The 22,715-nt window shown below is 70.1% G+C and carries 14 protein-coding genes and 3 pseudogenes; 8 read left to right on the top strand and 9 right to left on the bottom strand.

Annotated elements, in window-relative coordinates:
• Window positions 1-122: 122 nt before the first annotated feature.
• The gene (locus ACFYPS_RS24900) at window positions 123-1,346 is read right to left on the bottom strand and encodes a hypothetical protein (protein ID WP_387327223.1); all 1,224 of its coding nucleotides are present in this window, start codon (window positions 1,344-1,346) and stop codon (window positions 123-125) included.
• A gap of 28 nt (window positions 1,347-1,374) precedes the next feature.
• A complete protein-coding gene (locus ACFYPS_RS24895) occupies window positions 1,375-2,511 on the bottom strand; it encodes a glycosyltransferase (protein WP_354965920.1) in 1,137 nt (378 codons plus the stop codon).
• A gap of 1,055 nt (window positions 2,512-3,566) precedes the next feature.
• Between ACFYPS_RS24895 and ACFYPS_RS24890 the strand changes: the two genes are divergently transcribed.
• Together ACFYPS_RS24890 and ACFYPS_RS24885 are read left to right on the top strand one after the other, a co-directional pair.
• Entirely contained in the window at window positions 3,567-4,913 is a 1,347-nt protein-coding gene (locus ACFYPS_RS24890; protein ID WP_354965921.1) for a UDP-glucose/GDP-mannose dehydrogenase family protein, read from the top strand.
• A gap of 353 nt (window positions 4,914-5,266) precedes the next feature.
• Window positions 5,267-7,165 (top strand): nucleoside-diphosphate sugar epimerase/dehydratase, encoded by a 1,899-nt coding sequence (locus tag ACFYPS_RS24885; protein WP_354965922.1) that lies wholly within the window; start codon window positions 5,267-5,269, stop codon window positions 7,163-7,165.
• A gap of 31 nt (window positions 7,166-7,196) precedes the next feature.
• Here ACFYPS_RS24885 and ACFYPS_RS24880 read toward each other — a convergent pair whose 3' ends face one another.
• The gene (locus ACFYPS_RS24880; RefSeq protein ID WP_354965923.1) at window positions 7,197-7,574 is read right to left on the bottom strand and encodes a glycerophosphodiester phosphodiesterase family protein; all 378 of its coding nucleotides are present in this window, start codon (window positions 7,572-7,574) and stop codon (window positions 7,197-7,199) included.
• Between the two features lie 9 nt (window positions 7,575-7,583).
• Between ACFYPS_RS24880 and ACFYPS_RS24875 the strand changes: the two are divergent.
• Window positions 7,584-7,772: pseudogene (locus ACFYPS_RS24875) on the top strand (NAD(+) kinase); the annotation flags it as partial.
• 23 nt (window positions 7,773-7,795) lie between these two features.
• On the opposite strand, the pseudogene ACFYPS_RS24870 reads toward ACFYPS_RS24875, so the two are convergent.
• A pseudogene (locus tag ACFYPS_RS24870) lies at window positions 7,796-7,942 on the bottom strand (hypothetical protein); the annotation flags it as partial.
• A gap of 220 nt (window positions 7,943-8,162) precedes the next feature.
• On the opposite strand from ACFYPS_RS24870, the pseudogene ACFYPS_RS24865 reads away from it, so the two are divergent.
• Together ACFYPS_RS24865 and ACFYPS_RS24860 are read left to right on the top strand one after the other, a co-directional pair.
• Window positions 8,163-11,265: pseudogene (locus ACFYPS_RS24865) on the top strand (M14 family zinc carboxypeptidase).
• A gap of 91 nt (window positions 11,266-11,356) precedes the next feature.
• Window positions 11,357-12,274 carry an NAD(+)/NADH kinase gene (locus tag ACFYPS_RS24860; protein WP_354965924.1) on the top strand — a complete coding sequence of 306 codons (918 nt, stop codon included), beginning with the start codon at window positions 11,357-11,359 and terminating at the stop codon, window positions 12,272-12,274.
• Window positions 12,275-12,385: 111 nt separating this feature from the next.
• Here ACFYPS_RS24860 and pgm read toward each other — a convergent pair whose 3' ends face one another.
• Together pgm and glgC are read right to left on the bottom strand one after the other, a co-directional pair.
• On the bottom strand, window positions 12,386-14,029 hold the full coding sequence (pgm, locus tag ACFYPS_RS24855; protein WP_354965925.1) for a phosphoglucomutase (alpha-D-glucose-1,6-bisphosphate-dependent): 1,644 nt from the start codon (window positions 14,027-14,029) through the stop codon (window positions 12,386-12,388).
• 47 nt (window positions 14,030-14,076) lie between these two features.
• Window positions 14,077-15,309, bottom strand: coding sequence for a glucose-1-phosphate adenylyltransferase (glgC, locus tag ACFYPS_RS24850; protein ID WP_354965926.1), 1,233 nt, complete (start codon window positions 15,307-15,309; stop codon window positions 14,077-14,079).
• Window positions 15,310-15,379: 70 nt separating this feature from the next.
• Between glgC and glgA the strand changes: the two genes are divergently transcribed.
• Entirely contained in the window at window positions 15,380-16,591 is a 1,212-nt protein-coding gene (glgA, locus tag ACFYPS_RS24845) for a glycogen synthase (protein WP_387327217.1), read from the top strand.
• Between the two features lie 62 nt (window positions 16,592-16,653).
• Here the strand turns inward: glgA and ACFYPS_RS24840 are convergent, their stop codons facing one another.
• Together ACFYPS_RS24840 and ACFYPS_RS24835 are read right to left on the bottom strand one after the other, a co-directional pair.
• Window positions 16,654-17,109, bottom strand: coding sequence for a type II toxin-antitoxin system VapC family toxin (locus ACFYPS_RS24840; RefSeq protein WP_354965928.1), 456 nt, complete (start codon window positions 17,107-17,109; stop codon window positions 16,654-16,656).
• Window positions 17,099-17,338, bottom strand: a complete 240-nt coding sequence (locus tag ACFYPS_RS24835; protein WP_328425678.1) for an AbrB/MazE/SpoVT family DNA-binding domain-containing protein — start codon at window positions 17,336-17,338, stop codon at window positions 17,099-17,101. The genes ACFYPS_RS24840 and ACFYPS_RS24835 overlap by 11 nt, the downstream gene beginning before the upstream one ends.
• Before the next feature lie 145 nt (window positions 17,339-17,483).
• On the opposite strand from ACFYPS_RS24835, the gene ACFYPS_RS24830 reads away from it, so the two are divergent.
• Both ACFYPS_RS24830 and glgB read left to right on the top strand, forming a co-directional pair.
• Entirely contained in the window at window positions 17,484-19,559 is a 2,076-nt protein-coding gene (locus ACFYPS_RS24830) for a maltotransferase domain-containing protein (protein WP_354965929.1), read from the top strand.
• Window positions 19,547-21,649 carry a 1,4-alpha-glucan branching protein GlgB gene (gene glgB / locus ACFYPS_RS24825; protein ID WP_387327213.1) on the top strand — a complete coding sequence of 701 codons (2,103 nt, stop codon included), beginning with the start codon at window positions 19,547-19,549 and terminating at the stop codon, window positions 21,647-21,649. The genes ACFYPS_RS24830 and glgB overlap by 13 nt, the downstream gene beginning before the upstream one ends.
• Window positions 21,650-21,651: 2 nt before the next feature.
• Here the strand turns inward: glgB and ACFYPS_RS24820 are convergent, their stop codons facing one another.
• On the bottom strand, window positions 21,652-22,692 hold the full coding sequence (locus tag ACFYPS_RS24820) for an App1 family protein (RefSeq protein ID WP_387327210.1): 1,041 nt from the start codon (window positions 22,690-22,692) through the stop codon (window positions 21,652-21,654).
• Window positions 22,693-22,715 lie beyond the last annotated feature (23 nt).

Below are 22,715 nucleotides of genomic sequence, written 5' to 3'. Positions count from 1 at the left end.
CAGCCCACGGCAGGTCGGCGACATCGTCCGCGCCGCTCTCCACCTCACCCATTTCGAATACCGATACCTACCGGATTCTTGTTGAGATCACGTCACTGGCATCTCGGATCCGGTCGGCGATGTCAGACGCGAAGTGCCAGGTGCGGATCGAGTGCGGGTGCTGGATGCCGCCCTGTGTTCTTCTCGCGTTTGGACAGCATGATCGCCAAGAACACGGGGGATGCCGATACGGTGTGCTGGAGCAGCCCGATCACCGTGTCGGGGTAGGTACTTACCCAGACCAGGGGACCGGCGATGACCAGGCATAATAGACAGAGCCGGACGGGTCCCGGTCCTCGTCCCACCGAAAGCAGGCTGGCGACCACAAGTGCCCACAACCCATAGTAAATGACGACCCCGACCGGTCCGTCGAGGAAATACACGGTCCCCAGCGTGAGGAAGTTGAATGAGGACGTGGCGCTGCCACCGAGATGTTGATTGATCTTCGCTCCGGTGGAGATGAGTGGCCGCTCCCGGTCCACGATCCTCGGCACGAGGCCGTACCGGGGAAAGTTTGCAATTCGTGGCTGACCGACGTCAACGGGAACCTCAAAGCCGCTGGCCCGGGTGAGCTGGGTATCGAACCGCAGCCGGTCGATGGCGGAGTTGTCGGAGACAGCGATGCCGTTCGCGACCCGGATCTCGTTCCGAGCGTTGAAGATCGTCGGCCAAACGAGGAAGAGCACCGCCACGGCCACGACGACGTAGCGAAACCTGATGGCACCAAGTATCAACCCCGCGGCAAAGACGAACGTCAGGTAGCCGATGAGCGGCGCTGATATCGCGGTGAGGAACACCAGGCAGACCTGCACTCCGATGAGCGCCAGCGTCCAGCGGTAGAAGGCTCCGCGACGGGCGCGTCCGGTCAGGAAACTGGATAGGAGCAGCGCGAACGCGACGTACTTCCAGCCCGCCACGAGCGCGCTGGCGCTGGCCACGGGGGACGCCGCGACCGTGCCGGACACCTGAGTGAAGATGGTGCCCCGCCCAGCCATCGTCCCGGCGACATCGGCGATCATGCTGCCGATCGCGACCAGCCGGGCGATCAGAAAGATTTTCGGATGGTCCGTCCGGGTGGAGATTGTTTCCTGACGCCAGGTCTTCCGGCGCCAGATCAGCAGCGCCGCGGTCTCCACCAGTGTCGCACCCGCCATCGCCAGCGCCAGCAGCCCCAGGATGAACCCGGTCCCGGGGTTGTGGTTGATCACTGCCATCGGAACGATCAGAACGGCATAGGGCGCCAGGAGCAGCGTGGTGACTGGATAGCACTGCAGAAGCGCGAGCGGCAGTGACTGGGACTTGGTCACCGTGGCCGTCGTGGCCGGTTCCGTCATCTCAGTCCTGCCGTCCGTGCCCGGCCGGAAGCGGCGTGGTTGACGACGGCCCGAGCAGCCCGTCGTAGACGGCGATGAACCGATCGATGGCGGCCCGGGAGGAGAACTGCGCCACGCACCGGCTCCGGCCGTTGATGCCCAACTCCCGCCCCTGCCCGGCCAGCACGGCCAGGACCCGCTCAGCGAACAGATCCGGCACGTCGTCGAGCTTGGCCAGCGGCACGAGCCAGCCGGTGACCCCGTCGACGATCGTCTCCCGGGCACCGTGGGTGTCGGTCGATACCACCGGGAGGCCGCACGCCATCGCCTCCAACACCGATATGCCCAGGCCCTCCTCATGGGACGTCTGGAGAAAGACCGAGGCGGTCCGGTACAACTCGACCAGTTCGGTGAGGGCGACGTCGGAACGGACGGTGACCCGGGACTCCAGCCCGAGTTGCCGCACCAGGGCGTGGATGATCGGCGCCGGAGTGCCCCGGCCGGCGAGCACCAGGGGTGGGACAGCGGCGTCCGCCGCCACCATGCGCGCGTAGGCGCGGATCATCAGGTCGAGGCCCTTGCGTGGCTCGCCCAACCGGCACACAGACAGCAGGTGGCCGTCGCCACGCCAGCCGGACGGCGCCGGCGAGAACCTGTCGGTGTCCACCCCCGGCGGTGCCTTGACCACGTGCCGCTGCCCAAGTGACATCACGTAATCCAGCATCGCGGCGTTCTCGACGAGCACGGCGTCGGCAGCACGCAACGCCACTCGCTCGATCCGGGTGGTGACGCTGGTCATGAGCTGACGCCAGCGGCGCACCGGCATGGGCCAGGCGGCCAGGCGGGATGCGCGCTCCCAAACGACTGGACTCGCCACTTGCATCGCGACCGGAACTCCGGCGGGCAACGCGGCGGCCGCCAAGGCCGGTGAGCCGGAGACCACCTGGACCAGGTCGTAGCCGCGCAGCGCGGAGGTCAGCTCACGTCGGGGCCGGTAGCGCATGGCCTCCACCTCGACGGCGTTCGCGCCCCAGTGGCGCACCGCGGGGTCCTCGACGTCCAGCCTCAACAGGCTCGACCGCGTCCAGGACGTCGGGGCCAGCAGGCGGCGACTCGACGGATCACGGCTGGAGGTCGCCAGGTCGTGGATGTCGACCACGTACGCAGCGGTCGCCGCGAGGTTGGCGGCTAGCCACCGGGCGACGGCGGGTACCCCGCCCCCAGTACGGAAACCAGATGTGACGAGGGCCACACGTCGCCGCTGCGGCGCCGTCCCCCGTCCCTGCGACGCCCCCAGTGTGCTGTCCAGAATCACGTAACTACCACTCTCTCGACAGACGCCCCATCGCGGTGGCGACGGGGCGAAGTTCGGCCGCCAGCGACATCGGCGGCCGGGAGTCGCGCAGGACCCGCGGCGTCTACGGACGTGAAGGCAGCCGGGCCGGGCTCCCCCCCACGGCTGCACCTCGGTCAACGACCGAATCAGCACTGGGACACGCGGCCGCCCTGCCCGTAGGAAATTTGAAATCGGCGCGCAAGAGCCGCAACGCATCGGAGTCCGGGGTCCCACGCGATGCCGCGGCGAAGACGTGCAGCCGATTGCGTTCCGGCGGCCGGCGGGTCCGCTCGCACCGCGGGAGCCACCGTCACGGCCGGTCTCCATGGTGGACTTTCAACCGAAAAACGTGAAACAAGCGTCTCATCCTGATCGCGGTGGCTAAGTATGTATTGCCCACGTTCGGCCAGGCCCCCGCGGTTCGGAAGACCCAACGTGGCGCACCGCCGGGTGAACGTAGCCACGAGAGAGCTCACAGGGAGCGCAGATGCAGCTGACCGACTTCCAGTTCCGCCGCCTCGAACGGGTGCTGCTCGATGCGGTTGACGGCGACCGGCGACCGGCGCGCAGAGCGGTGCGGAACAGGATCGCGGCCCGCTGAGCGTCGTAGCCGACAGCGGCCGACTCATCGAAGGCCCTGCGCTAGGACCTCTGCCCAGGACGGACATGCAGCGCTGTCGCTACCGGATCAGCCGAAGCGCACCTCATTGGAGCCTCAGATATCACCCACCACAGCCGTACGCCCCAGCACATCACTGGGGCGCGGACCCAACAACGCCTGCCACGGAGGCCTGACCGTGACCAACCAGCGCCCCACGCCGCTGGCCGACCCCGATAGGGCGGCAGTCACCCCGCCGTCGGGTGCCCCGCGTCCCCGGTTGGCCTTCCTCGGCACCGGATACCTCGGCACGACGTACGCGATCTGCTTCGCTGAGATGGGCTACGAGGTGCTCGGCTTTGACGTCGACATCGACAAGATCGCCAGACTGACCGATGGCGAGGTGCCGTTCCATGAGCCCGGCCTGGACGAACTACTCAAACGCAACCTTGCCGCCGGGCGGCTAAGGTTCTGCACCAACCTGGCACAGACCGCCGAGTTCGGCGACGTGCACTTCATCTGCGTGGGCACCCCACAACGCGTTGACGGCGTGGGCGCCGACCTGTCCTATATCGAAGCCGTGGTCAGCGGCCTGGCACGGCACCTGACCCGCAAGGCGCTCATCGTCGGAAAATCCACCGTGCCGGTCGGCACCGCCGAATGGGTCGAACAACTCGTCGGGAAACACGCCCCCGCCGAACTGGGCGTCGAGGTGGCCTGGAGCCCTGAGTTCCTCCAGGAAGGCTGCGCCGTCGAAGACGTCCTGCGACCCAATCGCATAGTCGCCGGCGTCAACAGCGAGTGGGCCAGCAGCATGCTCTACGCCGCCCACAAGGGCGTGCTCGACCTGGCCGCCACCGAAGACCGCGAACTCCCCGTCGTGGTCACCGACTTCGCCACCGCAGAGCTGGTCAAAGTCGCCGCCAACGCCTTCCTCGCCACCAAAGTCTCGTTCATCAACGCCATGGCCGAGGTCTGCGAAGTCGCCGGCGGCGACGTCACCCAACTCGCCCGCGCCATCGGCTACGACCCCCGCATCGGCAACCGTTTCCTGCAAGCTGGCGTCGGCTTCGGCGGAGGCTGCCTCCCCAAGGACATCCGTGCCTTCCAAGCCCGCGCCCAGGAACTCGGCGCTGGCGAAGCCCTCCGCTTCCTCCACGAAGTCGACCTGATCAACCAACGCCGACGCACCCGCGTCCTGCAACTCGCCGCCGACCTGCTCGCCTGCCGCTGCGGCCCCGCTGGCCCCGATCTGTCCGGTACCCGCATCGCCGTACTCGGCGCCACATTCAAACCCAACTCCGACGACGTGCGCGACGCCCCCTCCCTGGCCGTCGCCGCCCTGCTGGCCAAAGCCGGCGCATACGTGCACGTCTACGACCCCCAAGGCATGCACAACGCCCGCCGCGCACAACCCGACCTCACCTACGCACCCACCATGACCGACGCCGTCCGCGACGCCGACCTCGTCTGCGTCCTAACCGAATGGGCCGACTTCCGCAACGCCGACCCCCACGCCCTCGGCACACTCGTCACCAACCGCCGCATCATCGACGGCCGCAACTGCCTCGACCCGGCACTATGGATCGAGGCCGGCTGGGAGTACCGCGGCATGGGCCGACCCTGACCCCCCGGACCGGGGCCGGTTGGGTGATCTCGTAATGAGCAGCATCCGGCTCGGGCTGATGTTCCGCGCCAGCCGGGAGTCGCCGAGGTGGTCCGAACCATCCTCGACCGGGCCATGCCTCGCGGCGCGGAACTCTACGCCGCGCACGCGACCGGGAGTTGGGCGCTGACCGGGTACCGCATCCCCGTGCCCCGGGCTACGGCCTCTGCGCGGCATGCGGCGTAAAACGGATCTAAAGAGCTAACGACTGCGAATACATCACAACTAGCCCTGAAAGCGGGCTAAATAGTTCTTACCTGACGAAGAGGCCTAGTACCCGCCAGGTGTAGCAAACCAGCACCAGGGAGCCATCGATGCAGCCCAGCGCAGCCGCGCCGACCCACACCCACGCAACCGACCGGCGGAAGGAGGTCCAGCGCCGCACCGCGGCACTGCTCGCCAGCGATACCGCGGCCTGGATCGGCGGATTCACCGTAGCAGCCTGGACCAGATACGAATTCGACCTCACCACCGGCCAGATCACCCGGACCCTCGGCGCCGGGCTGATCGCCGCCGCGCTGCATTCCACCATGGCCTTGCTCCGGCGCCGGTACTGGGGGCGACACCCGATCGGCAGCCTGCACGAGGTCCGAGCGTTGGCCGGCACGGCCGCCTGCACTGCGGCGATCATGCTGCTGGCCGCCGTTCTCTCCGTGACGGAGCGGCCGGTACCTGCCAGCACCCCGCCGATGGGCGCCGCGGTGGCCCTGCTCATCATGCTGTCCATCCGGACGGCGTACCGTCGTCGCCGCGACCGCGCCCTGCGGCCGAGTAGCCGTTCCGCGACTCCGGTAGTGCTCTTCGGGTTGGGCTCGGCCGGGCAAGCCCTGCTGCGCGCGATGGTGAGCGACCCCCGCGGCCGGTACCTGCCGGTCGGGTTGCTGGACGACGACCCGGAGAAGCAACAGATGCGCATCGACGGCGTACCGATGCTCGGCGGGCGCCGGGACATCGCCACCGCGGTCGCCCGGACCGGGGCGGCCACCCTCATCTTCTCGGTGGCCAACGCCGACGCCGGACTGATCTGCGAGGTCCGTACCGCCACCCTGGCGGCCGGGGCCGCCTTCAAGGTTCTTCCCCCCGTACGCGAACTGGTCGATCACCGGATCAGCGTGGCCGACGTACGCGACGTGGACATCAACGACCTGCTCGGCCGCCGGCACGTCGTTGCAGACATCAAGTGCGCCGACACGGGACTCGCCGGCCGCCGGATCCTGGTGACCGGCGCCGGCGGCTCGATCGGATCGGAGCTCTGCCGGCAGATCGCCCGCGCAAACCCCAGCGAGCTGTTGATGCTCGACCGCGACGAGTCCGCACTGCACAGCCTGCAACTGTCGCTGTCCGGCCGGGCGCTCCTGGATACGTCCGAGCTGATCCTCGCCGACGTGCGTGACGCCGAAAGGCTCGCTCGCATCATGACGGAACGCCGCCCGGACATCGTCTTCCACACCGCCGCGCTCAAGCATCTGCCTCTGCTGCAACAACACCCCGGTGAGGCCGTGCAGACCAACGTGTGGGGCACCCTCGCGGTCCTCGAGGCGTGTCGTGGGGTGGCGAAGTTCGTCAACATCTCCACCGACAAGGCGGCGAACCCGATCAGCGTGCTCGGGCACTCAAAGCGGATCACGGAACGGCTCACCGCGTACGCAGCGGCCAACTTCCCCGGGACCTTCCTCAGCGTCCGCTTCGGCAACGTGCTGGGCAGCCGCGGGTCCGTGGTCACCGCGTTCCGGGCGCAGATCGAGGCCGGGCTGCCGATCACGGTCACCCACCCCGAGGTGACCCGCTACTTGATGACGATCCAGGAGGCGGTGCACCTGGTGCTCCAGGCCGCCGCGATCGGCCGGGACGGCGAGGCGCTCGTACTCGACATGGGCAAGCCCGTTCGCATCGACGATGTCGCCCGGCAACTCGCGGCCCAGGCCCCCGGCCCCTCCAAGATCGTCTACACCGGGCTGCGGCCCGGGGAGAAACTCCACGAGGAGCTCTTCGGCGCCGGCGAGGCCGACGTCCGGCCGCTGCATCCACTGATCTCGCACGTCACCGTGCCCGCGCTCGACCCCATCGAAGTCAATTCCCTCGACCCCGCCGAAGAACCGGAGAAGCTGATCACACGGTTCGCCGCGCTCTGTGACCAGCCGGGCCAGCTACTTTCGGCCCCGCTGGTGCCCAAGAGCCGGTCGGCCGACACCCCCGCCCCGCCGCCGCCGTGAGCGGCGGCGCCGCGGCCGGGTGGGATTGCCGTCAACGCAGACCGTTGCGGATCACGACGCTGACCAGCAGATCCGGGTTGTCGGTGCTGATCCCGTCGGCGCCGAGGTCGACCACCCGCTGCATGATCGCCGGGTCGTCCACCGTGTACGGCACGACCTTGAGCCGGTCCCGCCGCTGCGGCACAGACACGTCCGGCCCGTGGTAGTAGGCGGGACTCTCCTCTTCCCGCTGCTCGTCGCGGAGATCTGCCTCGCCCCGTACTGAGTGGCCGCCCGGGCGCTGCTCGGCGGCGGATGGAGCCGGACCGCCGCGATCATCGGCGCAGCCAGCGCCGTAGGCGCCGCGGAACTCTACGGATTCGCCATTCCCGATCTGGGGGATGACGGGCGCCGCGCTGGCGTCCCTCACCCTGTACGCGCGGTGCAGGTGCGCTACCGCCGGGACGCCGGCCTGGTGGTCCGCCTGGACCCGCGCCGCTACCAGGAGCGCAACCAGCTCAAGCTGAGCCTGCTGGATCTCCCGCTGCTCCCCGAACAACTGCGCGAGATGCTTCCCGAGAACCTGCTCCGGCAGCTCAACCGCCGGGAACTCCCCCCGCCGCGCTGACCGGGCCGCCGGACGGCGGCGGCTCAGGCCTGCTTGAGCACCTCGGAGACGAGGTCCTTCGCCTCCTGCTGGATCCGGGCCAGGCGCTCCGGGCCCTGGAACGACTCGGCGTAGATCTTGTAGACGTCCTCGGTGCCCGACGGTCGGGCGGCGAACCAGCCGGACTCCGTCTTTTGTCCGAATATGCCGGTCCGACCGTAGCCGCTTCCGACACAGGGGCTCGCCCGATCGCCGAACATCCTCCGATCGGAGTACGCCGAACCGTCCACCCGGCCATCACCGGGGCAGCCGGATCGGCACGGTAAGCCGCCTCGCCCCGATCGACCTATTGACATCGATCACGCCGGCTCGAAGGCTCGCGCCTACAGGTCCTTCACCCAAGGAGGCGCGATGAGACCGAGACGACTGGCGTTCGCCAGCGTGGTCACCCTGCTCGGCGCACTGGCACTGACCCCACCGGCCAGCGCGGCCGCCGTCCGATCCGGGCGCCCGCGACGGCCTGGAGGTGTACGTCGGCACGGTCGACGCGAAACAGCGGGATCAACTGCGCGCGGCGGGGGTCGACCTCGGCCACGACGCGAAGACGGACTCGACCGGCCGCACGACGGTCGAGACGGTGCTCAGCCGTCGGCAGGCGAAGCGACTGGCCGGCCAGGGCGTCCCCCTTTCGATCAAGAAGGTGCGCGGCAAGGACGCCTCCCAGGCGCTGCGGGAGCAGGCGGCGGCCGGCTGGTCAGCGTTCCGCTCCTACAGCGAGCCCGGCGGCCTCCGCGACGAGATCATCGCCACCGCCGCGCGCCACCCGGGGCTGGCCAAGGTCGAGACGATCGGCCGGACCCAACAGGGTAAGCCGATCCTCGCGGTCAAGGTCACCAAGAACGCCCGGACGGTGCCGGACGGCCGCCGTCCGGCGGTGCTCTACGGCAGCGCCCAGCACGCCCGGGAGTGGATCACGCCGGAGATGACCCGCCGGCTGATGCACCACGTGCTGGACAACTACGGCAGCGATCCGGCGATCACCCGGCTGCTGGACCGGACCGAGCTGTGGTTCCTGCCGGTGGCCAACCCGGACGGCTACGACTACACCTTCACCCCCGGCAACCGGCTGTGGCGCAAGAACCTGCGCGACAACGACCGGGACGGGCAGATCACCACCGCCGACGGGGTCGACCTCAACCGCAACTTCAGCTACAAGTGGGGGTACGACAACGAGGGCTCGTCACCCGAGCCGAACAGCGACACCTACCGTGGCCCGGCGCCCAACTCGGAGCCGGAGACCAAGGCACTGGACCGGCTCTTCCAGCGGGTCGGCTTCGAGTTCTTCGTCAACTACCACTCCGCGGCCCAACTGCTGCTCTACGGCGTGGGCTGGCAGGTAAGCACCCCCACGCCGGACGACGTGATCTACCAGGCGATGGCCGGTGACGACGCCCACCCGGCGGTGCCCGGCTACGACCCGGACATCTCCGCCGAGCTGTACACCACCAACGGCGACACCGACAGCCACGCCTCGGTGCGCTACGGGACGCTGGGCTTCACGCCGGAGATGTCGACCTGTGAGTCCGCCTCGGCGGTCGACCCGGACGACGAGTGGCGCCCGGAGGACTGCGTCAGCGACTTCATCTTCCCGGACGACGAGGGCCTGATCGCCGGTGAGGTGGCCAAGAACCTGCCGTTCGCGCTGGCAGTGGCGAGCTCGGCGGGCAACCCGGACGACCCGGTGTCGGTGGTCGGCCGCAGCACACCGGACTTCGTGGTGGACACCTTCGACACGTCGTACGGGCGCAGCCAGCAGGTCGCCTCGATCACGCGGCGAGCGCTGAAGGACGTCCGGATGCACTACGTGGTCAACGGGGGCCGGCCGAAGACCAGCAAGGTTCGTGAGTGGCGCGGCGGCGAGCGGTACGGCGACGTCGGCGACGACTACTACGCCGAGCTGCGCGGCACGGTCACCGGCACAAAGCCGGGTGACCGGGTTGAGGTGTGGTTCACCGGGGTGAAGCCCCGCGGAGGCCCGGTGGCCAGTGAACGCTTCACCTACCGGGTGCACGGCGACATCGGCGGCGACGTGCTGGTCCTCGCGGTGGAGGACGTGACCGGGCTCAGCCCGGCGCAGACCGGCGGCACTGCGAAGTACGCCGACGAGATCGCCGCGTCGCTGACCCGGGCCGGCCACAGCAGCGATGTCTACGACTTCGACGCGATGGGGCGCAAGGCGCCGCACCCGCTGGGCGTGCTGTCGCACTACCGGACGGTCGTGTGGGAGACCGGGGACGACGTGATCCTGCGCTCCCCCGGCCAGGTCGCCGGCACCACGGCCCGGGCCGCACTGGACACCGAGCTGGCCGTCCGGGACTACCTCAACGAGGGCGGGAAGTTGCTGGTCAGCGGCAAGTACGCACTGTTCGCGCAGGGCGCCAACGGCTCGTACGTGTACCACCCGGACGCGCCGGCGGAGTGCACCGACGCCGAGGACGCCACCTGCCTGCCGCTGCTGAACGACTTCCAGCAGTACTGGCTGGGCGCCTTCACCTACGTGAGCGACGGCGGCACCTCGCCGGAGGGCGAGCCGTACCCGGTCGCCGGTGACGGCCCCGGGTTCACCGGGTTCAGCGGGCAGCTCAACGCCCCCGGGTCGGCGGGGAACCAGGACCACACCGCGTCGTTCCTGACCACCTCGACGTTCCTGCCGCCGGATCAGTTCCCCCAGTTCGCCAGCTCCGCGCCGGTGGGCTGGACCCGCCCGGGCAGCGCACCGTTCGACCCGCGCACCGGGGAGTGGTACTTGTACAGCGGCCAGGCGGACGAGTCGTACAAGCGGCTCACCCGCACCGTGGACCTGACCGGGGCGAGCAGCGGCGAGCTGCGCTTCTTCACCTCGTACGACCTGGAGGAGAACTGGGACTTCCTCTTCGTCGAGGCGCACGAGGTGGGCACCGACACCTGGACCACCCTGCCGGACGCCAACGGCAAGACGGGCACGGTCACCGGGGACAGCTGCGCCAGCGGCTGGGACGAGCTGCACCCGTTCATCACGCACTACCAGGGGGCGGATTGCTCGCCGACCGGGAGCACCGGCAGCTGGAACGCGGCGACCGGTGCCTCGGGCGGCTGGAAGGAGTTCGTGGTCGACCTGTCCGGCTACGCCGGCAAACAGGTCGAGCTGTCGATCTCGTACGCCTCGGACTGGGGCACCCAGGGTCTCGGAGTCTTCCTGGACGACGCCCCAGTTCTGGTCGACGGGTCCGCCGTGGCGGAGACCTCGTTCGAGTCGGCCGACCTGGGCGACTGGACGGTGGCCGGCCCACCGGCCGGCTCCGGTGGTAACGCCAACGACTGGTCGCGCAGCCAGCAGGCGTTCGAGGAGGGCTCGGCGGTGGTCACCGCGGACACCGTGTACCTGGGCTTCGGGCTGGAGGGCCTGGCGCCGGCAGCCCGCGACGACCTGGTCGCCCGCTCGCTGACCCACCTGACCGGCCGGCCCCGCCGCTGACGGCGGCGAGGTGCGCCGGCGGTCCCCGGACCGCCGGCGCACCTTCGGGGTACGCCGGGCGTATCCGACGCCGATGTGATGAGCTGTACGGATGTCGGGGCTGGGTCTGGTGCTGCACCCCACCCGGGATGTCTCCGAGGTGGTCGAGATCATCGAACGGTGGGCGTCGCGCCACCACAAGTCGCTGATGGTGCGCGAGGAAGACCAGCACCGTGTGCCGGCCAGCGTCGAGCCGGTGCCGGCGGACGCGGTGGCCGTCCGCGCCGACGCGTTGATCAGCATCGGTGGTGACGGCACCATGCTGGGAGCGCTGCGTTCCGCCATCCTCGACCCGAAACCGGTGCTCGGCGTGCACCTGGGCAAGCTCGGCTTTCTGGTCGAGGTCGAACCGCCGGAGCTGCCCGAGGCGTTGAGCCGGTTGCTGTCGAAGGACTTCACCGTCGAGTCGCACGCCTGCCTGGCCTGCGACGTGTGCGGCGACGACGTCGTGGCGTTCAACGACATCGCCCTGGTCCGTCAGCCCGGCTCCGGCTTCATCACCGCCACCCTCGGGATCGACGGCCAGCAGTACGGCTACTACCGCTGCGACGCCGTGGTGGTCAGCACGCCGATCGGCTCCACGGCATACAGCTACGCCGCCGGCGGACCGCTGATCTCCCCGGCGGCGGACGTGGTGGTGGTGACGCCGTCGGCGCCGATGGCCGGCATCTCCCGATCGGTGGTGCTCTCTCCAGGGGAGAAGATCCGACTGGAGCTGGAACCCAACTCGGCGGCGGTCGCCGTGGAGATGGACGGGTTGGTGTTCCGGGACGCGGCGACCGAGGGGACCATCGACATCAGTTACCGCCGCAACGCCGGCCTGGTGGTCCGCCTCGACCCGCTGCGCTACCAGGAACGCAACCAGTTGAAGATGAGCCTGCTCGACCTGCCGTTCCTGCCCGAGCAGCTCCGCGAGCTGCTGCCCGAGGAGCTCCAGCATCACCAGCAGGATCGCCCCCCACCCTGCTGACCGACCCCGCCCACCCAGTTGACCATGAAGTTATTGCCGCCCGGCACGGCGTGTCGCGGCGATAACTTCATGATCAACGCGGAGGGGGTGGGGGGGTGGGCCTGGGTGGGGTCAGGACTGGTTGAGCACCCCGTCTACCAGGTTTTTGGCCTCCTGCTGAATGCGCGCCAGGTGCTCCGGCCCCTGGAACGACTCGGCGTAGATCTTGTAGACGTCCTCGGTGCCGGACGGCCGGGCGGCGAACCAGCCGGACTGCGTGCTGACCTTGAGCCCGCCGATCGGCGCACCGTTGCCGGGCGCGCTGGTCAGCGTCGCGGTGATCGGCTCGCCGGCCAGTTCGGTGGCGGTTACCTGCTCCGGGGAGAGCTTGCCCAGCACGGCCTTCTGCTCCCGGGTGGCCGGGGCGTCGATCCGGGCGTACGAGGGCGCGCCGAACCGCTCGGCCAGCTCCGCCCAGTGCTCGCTCGGGCTGCGCCCGGTGCTGCCCAGGATCTCGGCGGCGAGCAGGCAGAGCAGGATGCCGTCCTTGTCGGTGGTCCAGGTGGAGCCGTCGCGGCGCAGGAACGACGCGCCCGCGCTCTCCTCCCCGCCGAAGCCGACCGCACCGTCCAGCAGCCCGGGCACGAACCACTTGAAGCCGACCGGCACCTCCAACAGCGGCCGACCGAGGTCGGCGGCGACCCGGTCGATCATCGACGAGGAGACCAGGGTCTTGCCCACCGCGGCGGCCGGACCCCAGTCGGGTCGGGTGCGGAACAGGTGGTTGATCGCCACCGCCAGGTAGTGGTTGGGGTTCATCAGGCCGGCGTCCGGGGTGACGATGCCGTGCCGGTCGGCGTCAGCGTCGTTGCCGGTGGAGATCTGGTAGTTGGCGCGGGCGGCGATCAGCGACGCCATGGCGTTCGGCGAGGAGCAGTCCATTCGGATCTTGCCGTCTCCGTCCAGGGTCATGAACCGCCAGGTCGGGTCGACCGTCGGGTTGATCACGGTCAGGTCCAGCCGGTGCCGCTCGGCGATCTCACCCCAGTACGCCACGCTCGCCCCGCCCAGCGGATCCGCGCCGATCCGCACCCCGGCGTCGCGGATGGCGTCGACGTCGATCGCCGTCGGCAGGTCGTCGACGTAGCTGGCGAGGAAGTCGTACTCCCCGGTGGTGTCAGCGGCCCGGGCCCGGGCGTAGGTGATCCGGCGGACCTCCTTGAGCCCGGCGGCCAGGATCGCGTTGGCCCGGTCCTGGATCCACCGGGTGACGTCGGTGTCGGCCGGCCCGCCGTTGGTGGGGTTGTACTTGAAGCCGCCGTCGTCGGGCGGGTTGTGCGACGGGGTGATGACGATGCCGTCGGCGAGCCCGCTGGTGCGCCCCCGGTTGTGGGTGAGGATCGCGTGCGACAGCGCCGGGGTGGGGGTGTAGCCATCGCGGCTGTCCACCAGCACGGTGACCCCGTTGGCGGCGAGCACCTCCAGGGCGTCCACCGCGGCCGGCGCGGAGAGCGCGTGCGTGTCCCGGGCGAGGAAGAGCGGGCCGTCCGGGCCGTGCTCCCGTCGGTAGTCGCAGAGCGCCTGGGTGACCGCCAGGATGTGGTCGGAGTTGAACGCGTTGCGCAGGCTGGAACCCCGGTGGCCGGAGGTGCCGAAGGAGACCTGCTGCGCCGGGTCCGCCGGGTCCGGGTGCTCGGCGTAGTAGGCGGTCACCAGGCGCGGCACGTCGACCAGGTCGGCGGCCTCGGCGGGCTGGCCGGCACGGGGATGGGGCACGGGGGTCTACCTCCTCGGTACTGCGACGGACGACGGGCCGGCAGGGATCACAGCTCGACCTTCTGGCCCTTGCCGATCACCACGATGCCGTTGTCGGAGACGGTGTAGCGCTGCCGGTCCTTCTCCAGGTCGACGCCGATCTCGGCGCCCTCCGGGACGAACACGTTCTTGTCCAGGATGGCTCGTCGGATCACCGCGTGCCGGCCGATCTCGACACCCTCCATCAGCACCGAGCCCTCGACGTGCGTCCAGGAGTGCACCCGCACCTTCGGCGAGACGATCGAGTTTTCCACCAGCGAGCCGGAGATCACCACGCCCGGGGAGACCATCGAGCCGACCGCGCGGCCGACCCGCTCGCCCCACTGGTGCACGAACTTCGCCGGCGGCCACGGCGGCTGCTCCGTGTAGATCGGCCAGTCGAAGTTGTACATGTTGAACACCGGGTGCACGTTGATCAGATCCATGTGCGCGTCGTAGAACGAGTCGAGCGTCCCGACGTCCCGCCAGTAACCGCGGTCCCGGTCGGTGGTGCCCGGCACCTCGTTGTCCCGGAAGTCGTAGACGTTGGCCTCGCCCCGCTCGACGAGCATCGGGATGATGCTGCCGCCCATGTCGTGCTTGCTGGTCTTGTCCTCCGCGTCGCGCTCGACCGCCTCACAGAGCGCCCGGGTGGTGAAGACGTAGTTGCCCATCGACGCGTAGATCTCGTCCGGTGCGTCCGCCAGGCCGACCGCGTCGGTGGGCTTCTCGCGGAACGCCCGGATGCGCCGACCGTCCTCGCCGACCTCGATGACGCCGAACTGGTCGGCCATCGACAGCGGCTGGCGGATGCCGGCGACGGTCACCGCGGCGCCGGAGGCGATGTGGTCCTCCACCATCTGCCGCGGGTCCATCCGGTAGATGTGGTCGGCGCCGAAGACGATCACGTAGTCAGGCTGCTCGTCGTTGATCAGGTTGAAGCTCTGGTAGATGGCGTCGGCGGAGCCGGCGAACCACCAGGGGCCGCGACGCTGCTGCGCGGGTACCGGGGTGACGTAGTTGCCGAGCAGCGTGGACATCCGCCAGGTCTTGGTGATGTGCCGGTCGAGGGAGTGAGACTTGTACTGGGTCAGCACGACGATCTTGAGATAGCCGGCGTTGGCCAGGTTGGAGAGGACGAAGTCGACCATGCGGTACATCCCGCCGAACGGGACGGCCGGCTTGGCCCGGTCCGTGGTGAGCGGCATCAGGCGCTTGCCCTCCCCACCCGCCAGGACGATCGCGAGCACCTTGGCAGCCATGCCCCGACGCTATCCACCCGCGTCGCACTTCACCACTCGTACGGGGAGTCTTCTGCACTAGGGTGCGCACATGACCGACTCCTCCCCGGCCACCGGCTCCCTGCGCGTCGATCTACTGACCCGTGAGTACCCGCCGGAGGTCTACGGCGGCGCCGGCGTGCACGTCGAGTACCTGGCCCGGGAGTTGCGCCGCCTCGCCGACGTGCGGGTGCACTGCTTCGGTCTGCAGCGCACCGAGCCGGCGGTCACCGCGTACGCCGAACCGCCCGGCCTCACCGGCGCGAACGCCGCGCTGCGCACCATGGGCGTGGACCTGGAGATGGCCGCCGGCGCGGCCGGCACCGACGTGGTGCACAGCCACACCTGGTACGCCAACCTGGCCGGACACACCGCGAAGCTGCTGCACGGGGTGCCGCACGTGATGACCGCGCACAGCCTGGAGCCGCTGCGGCCGTGGAAGGCCGAGCAGCTCGGCGGCGGCTACGCGCTCTCCTCCTGGTGCGAGCGCACGGCGGTGGAGGCCGCCGACGCGGTGATCGCGGTCAGCGGTGGGATGCGCCGCGACGTGCTGGCCGCCTACCCGCAGGTCGACCCGGACCGGGTCCGGGTGGTCTACAACGGCATTGACACCATCCAGTACGCCCCGGACCGGGGCACCGACGTGCTGGAGCGGCTCGGCATCGACCCGGCCCGACCCAGCGTGGTGTACGTCGGAAGGATCACCCGCCAGAAGGGGCTGCCCTACCTGCTGCGGGCCGCCCGGGAGCTGCCGGCGGACACCCAGCTCGTGCTGCTCGCCGGCGCTCCGGACACTGCGGAGATCGCCGCCGAGGTGGAGGAGCTGGCCGCCGAGCTGCGGGCCAACCGCTCCGGGGTGGTCTGGGTGGCCGAGATGCTGCCCAAGCCCGAGGTGATCCAGGTGCTCACCCACGCCACCGTCTTCGTCTGCCCGTCGGTGTACGAGCCGATGGGCATCGTCAACCTGGAGGCGATGGCCTGCGAGACTGCGGTGGTGGCGACCGCCACCGGTGGCATCCCCGAGGTGGTGGCTGACGGTGAGACGGGCCTGCTGGTGCCGATCGAGCAGGCCGCCGACGGGTCCGGCCGGCCGCTGGCCCCGGAGAAGTTCGTCGCCGACCTGGCGGCGGCGGTCAACACGCTGCTGGCCGACCCGGCCCGCACCGCGCGATTCGGCAAGGCCGGCCGGCAGCGCGCAGTGAAGCACTTCTCCTGGGACGCCGTCGCCCGGCAGACGCTCGACGTGTACCGCTCGGTGAGGTAAGCAGTTTCCTCGAAAGTGCGCGGATCTTGACAGCGGGCGGCTGGACGACGACTGAGCAGCAGTCAGTCGGTCGGCGTGATCAGCGTCAGGGTCGGGAAGTACGTGCGGTATCGCGCCCCATCACGGGTCAGGAGGTTGTACCGGCACACCGCCGCATGCGCACCGATGTAGAAGTCGGCGACAGGCGATCGCTTCATGCCGCCTAACTTGCGGTACCGCGCGTAGGCCTTACCGGCAAGGAAGCCCGCCGGGTACGGAAGCTCCTCGCGAAGGAAGTCCCCCGCGGGCAACGCCTCGTCCAGCTCTTCGATACCGGCGAAACGGACTGACACCTCGGCGTACACGATCGGATTGATCACCAGGTTGCCGGCGTCACGAGCCTCGGCGAGGGCAACTCCCGACCACTCCGCCCACTTCGGGTCATCGGTCAGGATGTCCAGCAGCACATTGGTGTCGACCAGGGTCGTCGCCGCATCCGGCGAACGCGACGGCAGGGCGCGGAGCCGGTCACTCGCCACGCAGCAACTCCATCAACTCCTCGGTGGACATGTGCTCGGTCTCCTTGGCGCTACCCCGGCCTCGCATGTGGCGCACGAGGCGCTGCCCCCGGGTGTCGGCGCCGTGGACCCGCACGATGCGGAGAGCGCCGCCCTCCTCAACCACATCCACCTCATCGCCCTCGTGCAGGTTGTACTGGGCCCGCAAGGCCGCCGGGATGGTGACCTGGCCCTTGCTATTCAACCTCATACCCGACCTCCTGTCACGTGTCACATATGATACGCGATACTTGCAGTCGGGCATCACCCATGACGCCTGCCCCTCGGTCACGCATAGCTCGCCAACGTCAGTTGCTTGCCGCGCGCGAGAGGATCTCGCACAGTAGGTTGGCGGGGTGACTGGACGGTTCCCGATCGAAGACGTCTCCCCCGCCGTCGCCTGCGGTCGCTACCCGGCCAAGGCAGTGGTCGACGAACCGATCCCGGTGTCGGCCCGCGCCTACCGGGAGGGCCACGACGCCCTCGGCTGCAACGTGGTATGGCTCGGCCCGGACGGTGCGGCGCGGCCGTTCACCCGGATGCGCCCCGGCGAGCCGGGTCAGGACCGCTGGCACGCCACCATCCGCCCGGACACGGTCGGCGCCTGGGTCTTCACCGTCGAGGCGTTCCAGGATCCGTACCTGACCTGGCAGAACGCGGTGACCAAGAAGATGGCCGCCGGGCAGGGGCCGGCCGAGCTGGCCAACGACCTGGCCGAGGGCGCCCGGGTGCTCACCGCCGCCCGCGAGCTGGTGCCGGCCGCCGAGCGGGCCCGGGTCGCCACGGCTCTCACGGCGCTGGTCGACACCGACCTGCCGCTGCCGCAGCGGGTCGACCCTGCGCTGGCCCTGGCCGACCTGCTCTGGGAGCATCCGGTACGGGAGCTGGTCACCGAGGGTGACACGTACTCCCTCTGGGTGGACCGGCAGCGTGCGCTCTTCTCCGCCTGGTACGAGTTCTTCCCGCGCTCGGAGGGAGCGGTGGGGGCGCGCTCTGGCACCTTCGCCACCGCCACGGAGCGGCTGCCGGGCGTCGCGGCGATGGGCTTCGACGTGCTCTACCTGCCGCCGATCCACCCGAACGGCCGGGTCAACCGCAAGGGCCCCAACAACGCGCTCACCGCCGGGCCGGACGACGTGGGCTCGCCGTGGGCGATCGGCGCCGCCGAGGGCGGCCACGACGCCATCCACCCCGACCTGGGTACGCCGGCAGACTTCCGGGCCTTCATCGAGGCCGCGGCGGCCCAGGGCCTGGAGGTGGCGATGGACCTGGCGTTGCAGTGCGCGCCGGACCACCCGTGGGTCAGCGAGCACCCGGAGTGGTTCACCACCCGGGCCGACGGCAGCATCGCGTACGCGGAGAACCCGCCGAAGAAGTACCAGGACATCTACCCGGTGAACTTCGACAACGATCCGGAGGGCATCCGGGCCGAGGTGCTGCGGGTGGTGCTGCACTGGGTCGGCGAGGGTGTCCGGATCTTCCGGGTGGACAACCCGCACACCAAGCCCTTCGACTTCTGGCACTGGCTCATTGCCGAGGTGAAGAAGGTCGACCCGGACGTGCTGTTCCTGGCCGAGGCGTTCACCCGGCCGGCCATCATGCACGGCCTCGGCAAGATCGGCTTCACCCAGTCGTACACCTACTTCACCTGGCGCACGACGGCGGCGGAGATGCGGGAGTACTGCGAGGAACTGCTCGCGGCGGCCGACTACATGCGACCCAACTTCTGGCCCAACACCCCGGACATCCTGCACGAGTCGTTGCAGCACGGCGGCCCGCCGATGTTCAAGATCCGGGCGGTGCTGGCCGCGCTGCTCTCCCCCTCCTGGGGCATGTACGCCGGCTTCGAGCTGTTCGAGCACGTGGCCCGCCGCGGCGCCGAGGAATACCTGGACAACGAGAAGTACGAGCTGCGCCCCCGGGACTGGGCCGGCGCCGAGGCGCAGGGCCGCTCGCTGGCCCCGTTCATCGCCACCCTCAACCGGGTACGCCGGGACAACCGGGCCCTGCACCAGCTGCGCAACCTGCGCTTCCACGAGATCGACAACCCGGCGCTGCTCTGCTGGTCCAAACACGAACCGGAGACCGGCGACACTGTCATCGTGATCTGCTCGTTCGACCCGCGTGCCGTGCAGTGGGGCAACACCACGCTGGACATGCCGTCGCTCGGGTTCGACTGGCACGAGCGGTTCACCGTGCACGACGAGCTCACCGGCACCAGCTACGACTGGGGTCAGCGCAACGCGGTGCGGCTCGACCCGTACCTGCAACCGGCACACGTGCTGACCGTGCGCCGCCCCACCCCGCCCGGCGCACCGGCGCCCGTCGCCACGGTCCCGGCCACGCTCACGGTCGCGGACGTCCCCGCCGACCTCTCCAGCGGCACCGCGCCGACCGCTCCCGCCTCGAAGGACGCCCGATGGACCAGCTGATCACCGGCGTGACGCACGACCCGCACGCGCTGCTCGGCGCGCACCCCGCCGACGGGCGGACCACCATCCGCACGCTGCGCCGGGGCGCGGGCGACGCCGCCGTCCTGGTCGGCGGTGACCGGCACCCGATGAAGCGGGTGCACGACGCGGGCGTGTTCGAGGCGGTGCTGCCCGGCGAGGTCCTCGACTACCGGGTGGAGGTCGACGGGGCGACCCACGACGATCCGTACCGATACCGGCCGACTCTCGGCGAGCTGGACCTGCACCTGATCGGTGAGGGCCGGCACGAGCGGCTGTGGGAGGCGCTCGGCGCCCGGGTCTTCGACGAGGGGGTGGCGTTCACCGTCTGGGCGCCCAACGCCCACGGCGTGCGGGTGGTCGGCGACTTCACCGGCTGGTCGCCGGACGACGGCTGGCCGATGCGCTCGCTCGGCTCCAGCGGGGTGTGGGAGCTGTTCGTCCCCAACGCCCGGGTCGGGGCCCGCTACAAGTACCGGGTCCTCGGCGCCGACGGGCAGTGGCGGGACAAGGCCGACCCCCTCGCGGCGTACGCCGAGGTGCCGCCCGCCACCGCCTCGGTGGTGCACCACTCGACGTACCGGTGGTCCGACGCCGACTGGCTGGCCCGGCGGGCCGAGCGGCAGCCGCACCAGGAGCCGATGAGCGTCTACGAGGTGCACCTCGGCTCGTGGCGGCCCGGGCTGGGCTACCGCGAGCTGGCCGAGCAGCTCACCGCGTACGTCACCGAGCTGGGCTTCACCCACGTGGAGTTCCTGCCGGTGATGGAGCACCCGTTCGGCGGTTCCTGGGGCTACCAGGTGACCGGTTACTACGCACCGACCTCCCGGTTCGGCGACCCGGACGAGTTCCGGCACCTCGTCGACCAGTTGCACGCCGCCGGCGTCGGCGTGATCCTGGACTGGGTGCCCGCGCACTTCCCCAAGGACGAGTGGGCCCTCGCGCGTTTCGACGGCACCCCGCTCTACGAGCACCCCGACCCGCGGCGCGGCGAGCACCCCGACTGGGGCACGTACGTCTTCGACTTCGGCCGCCGCGAGGTCCGCAACTTCCTGGTCGCCAACGCGCTCTACTGGTGCGACCAGTTCCATGTCGACGGGCTCCGGGTGGACGCCGTCGCCTCGATGCTCTACCTGGACTACTCCCGCAAGGACGGCGAGTGGGCCCCCAACCAGTACGGCGGCCGGGAGAACCTGGAGGCCATCGCGTTCATGCAGGAGGTGAACGCGACCGTCTACAAGCACCACGCCGGGGTGGTGCTGATCGCCGAGGAGTCCACCGCCTGGCCGGGCGTCACCCGCGCCACCGCCGAGGGCGGGCTGGGTTTCGGGTTCAAGTGGAACATGGGCTGGATGCACGACACCCTGCTCTACACCTCGAAGGACCCGATCTACCGCCAGCACCACCACCACCAGCTCACCTTCTCCCTGGCGTACGCCTGGAGCGAGAACTACGTCCTGCCGATCAGCCACGACGAGGTGGTGCACGGCAAGGGCTCACTCGCCGGCAAGATGCCCGGCGACACCTGGCAACGGCTGGCCAACGTCCGGGCGCTGCTGGCGTACATGTGGGCGCACCCGGGCAAGCAGCTGCTCTTCATGGGCTCGGAACTGGCCGACGACCGGGAGTGGAGCGAGGAGCGCGGCCTCGACTGGTACCTGCTGCACGACCCGGCCCGGGCCGGCGTGCAGCGCCTGGTCGGCGACCTCAACCGGATCTACCGGGACACCCCGGCGCTCTGGGCGCAGGACACCGAGCCGGCCGGCTTCCGTTGGATCGCCGGCGACGACGTCGCCAACAACACCGTGTCGTTCATCCGGATCGCCCCGGACGGCTCGACGCTGGTCTGCGTGGCGAACTTCTCCGCCCAGCCACTGCACGACTACCGGATCGGCCTGCCGGCCGGCGGCGCCTGGGCCGAGGTGCTCAACACCGACGCGCAGCACTACGGCGGCTCCGGGGTGGGCAACCTGGGCGAGGTGCACGCCGAGGACGTGCCCTGGCACGGCATGGTGGCCTCCGCCGCCCTCCAGATCCCCCCGCTCGGCGTCGTCTGGCTCCGCCAGGGCTAGCGTCAGACCAGGCCGGCGTCGCGTAGCAGCGACCACAGGCCGGCGCCGTCCGGTGCGGAGAGCCACTTCTGCCCCACCGGCCCCGAGGACGGGCGACCCGCCGGCGCCGGCAGGCTACCGGCCAGCACCGACTGGGTCGGGGAGAGCCGGCGGATCGCCACCCCGGCGACGTTCTCCGGGTGGGCGGCGGCGAACTCCCGGTAGATCTCCTGGTCGTGCTGGCCGTCGTCGCCGACCAGCAGCCAGCGCACCTCGGGGAACTCCCGCGCCAGCCGGGCCAGGGTGACCCGCTTGTGCTCCCGGCCACTGCGGAACCAGCGGTCCGCGGTCGGACCCCAGTCGGTGAGCAGCAGCGGCCCGGCCGGGTAGAGGTGCCGGGACAGGAACCGGGTCAGCGTCGGCGCGACGTTCCACGCGCCGGTTGAGAGGTAGAAGACCGGCGCGCCCGGGTGCGCGGTGACCAGCCGCTCGTAGAGCACCGCCATGCCGGGCACGGCGGCCCGGGCGTGCTCGTCGAGCACGAAGGTGTTCCACGCGGCCAGCAGCGGCCGGGGCAACGCGGTCACCATCACCGTGTCGTCGATGTCGGAGAGGATGCCGAACCGGACCTCCGGGTCGAGGATGCGCACCGGCGCGTCGACCGGCTCCGCGTCCGGCACGCTGAGCCGGACCGTGCCCCACCCGGGCGGCAGATCGGCCTCGACGAGCGTGTCGACGAAGCCGCTGCGGTCGGCCCGCGCCTCGCAGCACACCCCACCAGCTTCGATCGTCACCGTGACGTGCTTGGCGGGCAAGGTGGTGAAGCTGCGCCACCCGCGGACCGTGTCCAGCCGGCCCCGCTGGCGGGTGTCGGGACGACCCAGCAGCACCCGGCACATGACCCGCACCCAGCCCGGTGAGCCGTAGCCGGTGTACGCGATGATGTTGACCCGCCAGCCGGTGCGCCGCAGCCGACGCTCCACGAGCTGGTGCACGGCGTCCTCGATCCGCGCGGCCCGGTGCAGGTTCGGAACGGCCAGCTGGCCGGCGGGAGTGGGTGGCACCCGCCAACCCTGCCACACGTGGA

The sequence above is a fragment of the Micromonospora sp. NPDC005087 genome (genome assembly GCF_042872965.1).
Classification (GTDB): Bacteria; Actinomycetota; Actinomycetes; order Mycobacteriales; family Micromonosporaceae; genus Micromonospora.
This window is presented reverse-complemented; position numbering and strand designations above follow the sequence as displayed.

Excerpts from the sequence above, each read along its gene's own strand:
- ACFYPS_RS24885 (WP_354965922.1), top strand. The coding sequence starts at position 5,267 with ATGCAGCCCAGCGCAGCCGCGCCGACCCACACCCACGCAACCGACCGG.
- ACFYPS_RS24860 (WP_354965924.1), top strand. The coding sequence starts at position 11,357 with ATGTCGGGGCTGGGTCTGGTGCTGCACCCCACCCGGGATGTCTCCGAG.
- glgC (WP_354965926.1), bottom strand. The coding sequence starts at position 15,309 with ATGGCTGCCAAGGTGCTCGCGATCGTCCTGGCGGGTGGGGAGGGCAAG.
- glgA (WP_387327217.1), top strand. The coding sequence starts at position 15,380 with ATGACCGACTCCTCCCCGGCCACCGGCTCCCTGCGCGTCGATCTACTG.
- ACFYPS_RS24835 (WP_328425678.1), bottom strand. The coding sequence starts at position 17,338 with ATGAGGTTGAATAGCAAGGGCCAGGTCACCATCCCGGCGGCCTTGCGG.
- glgB (WP_387327213.1), top strand. The coding sequence starts at position 19,547 with ATGGACCAGCTGATCACCGGCGTGACGCACGACCCGCACGCGCTGCTC.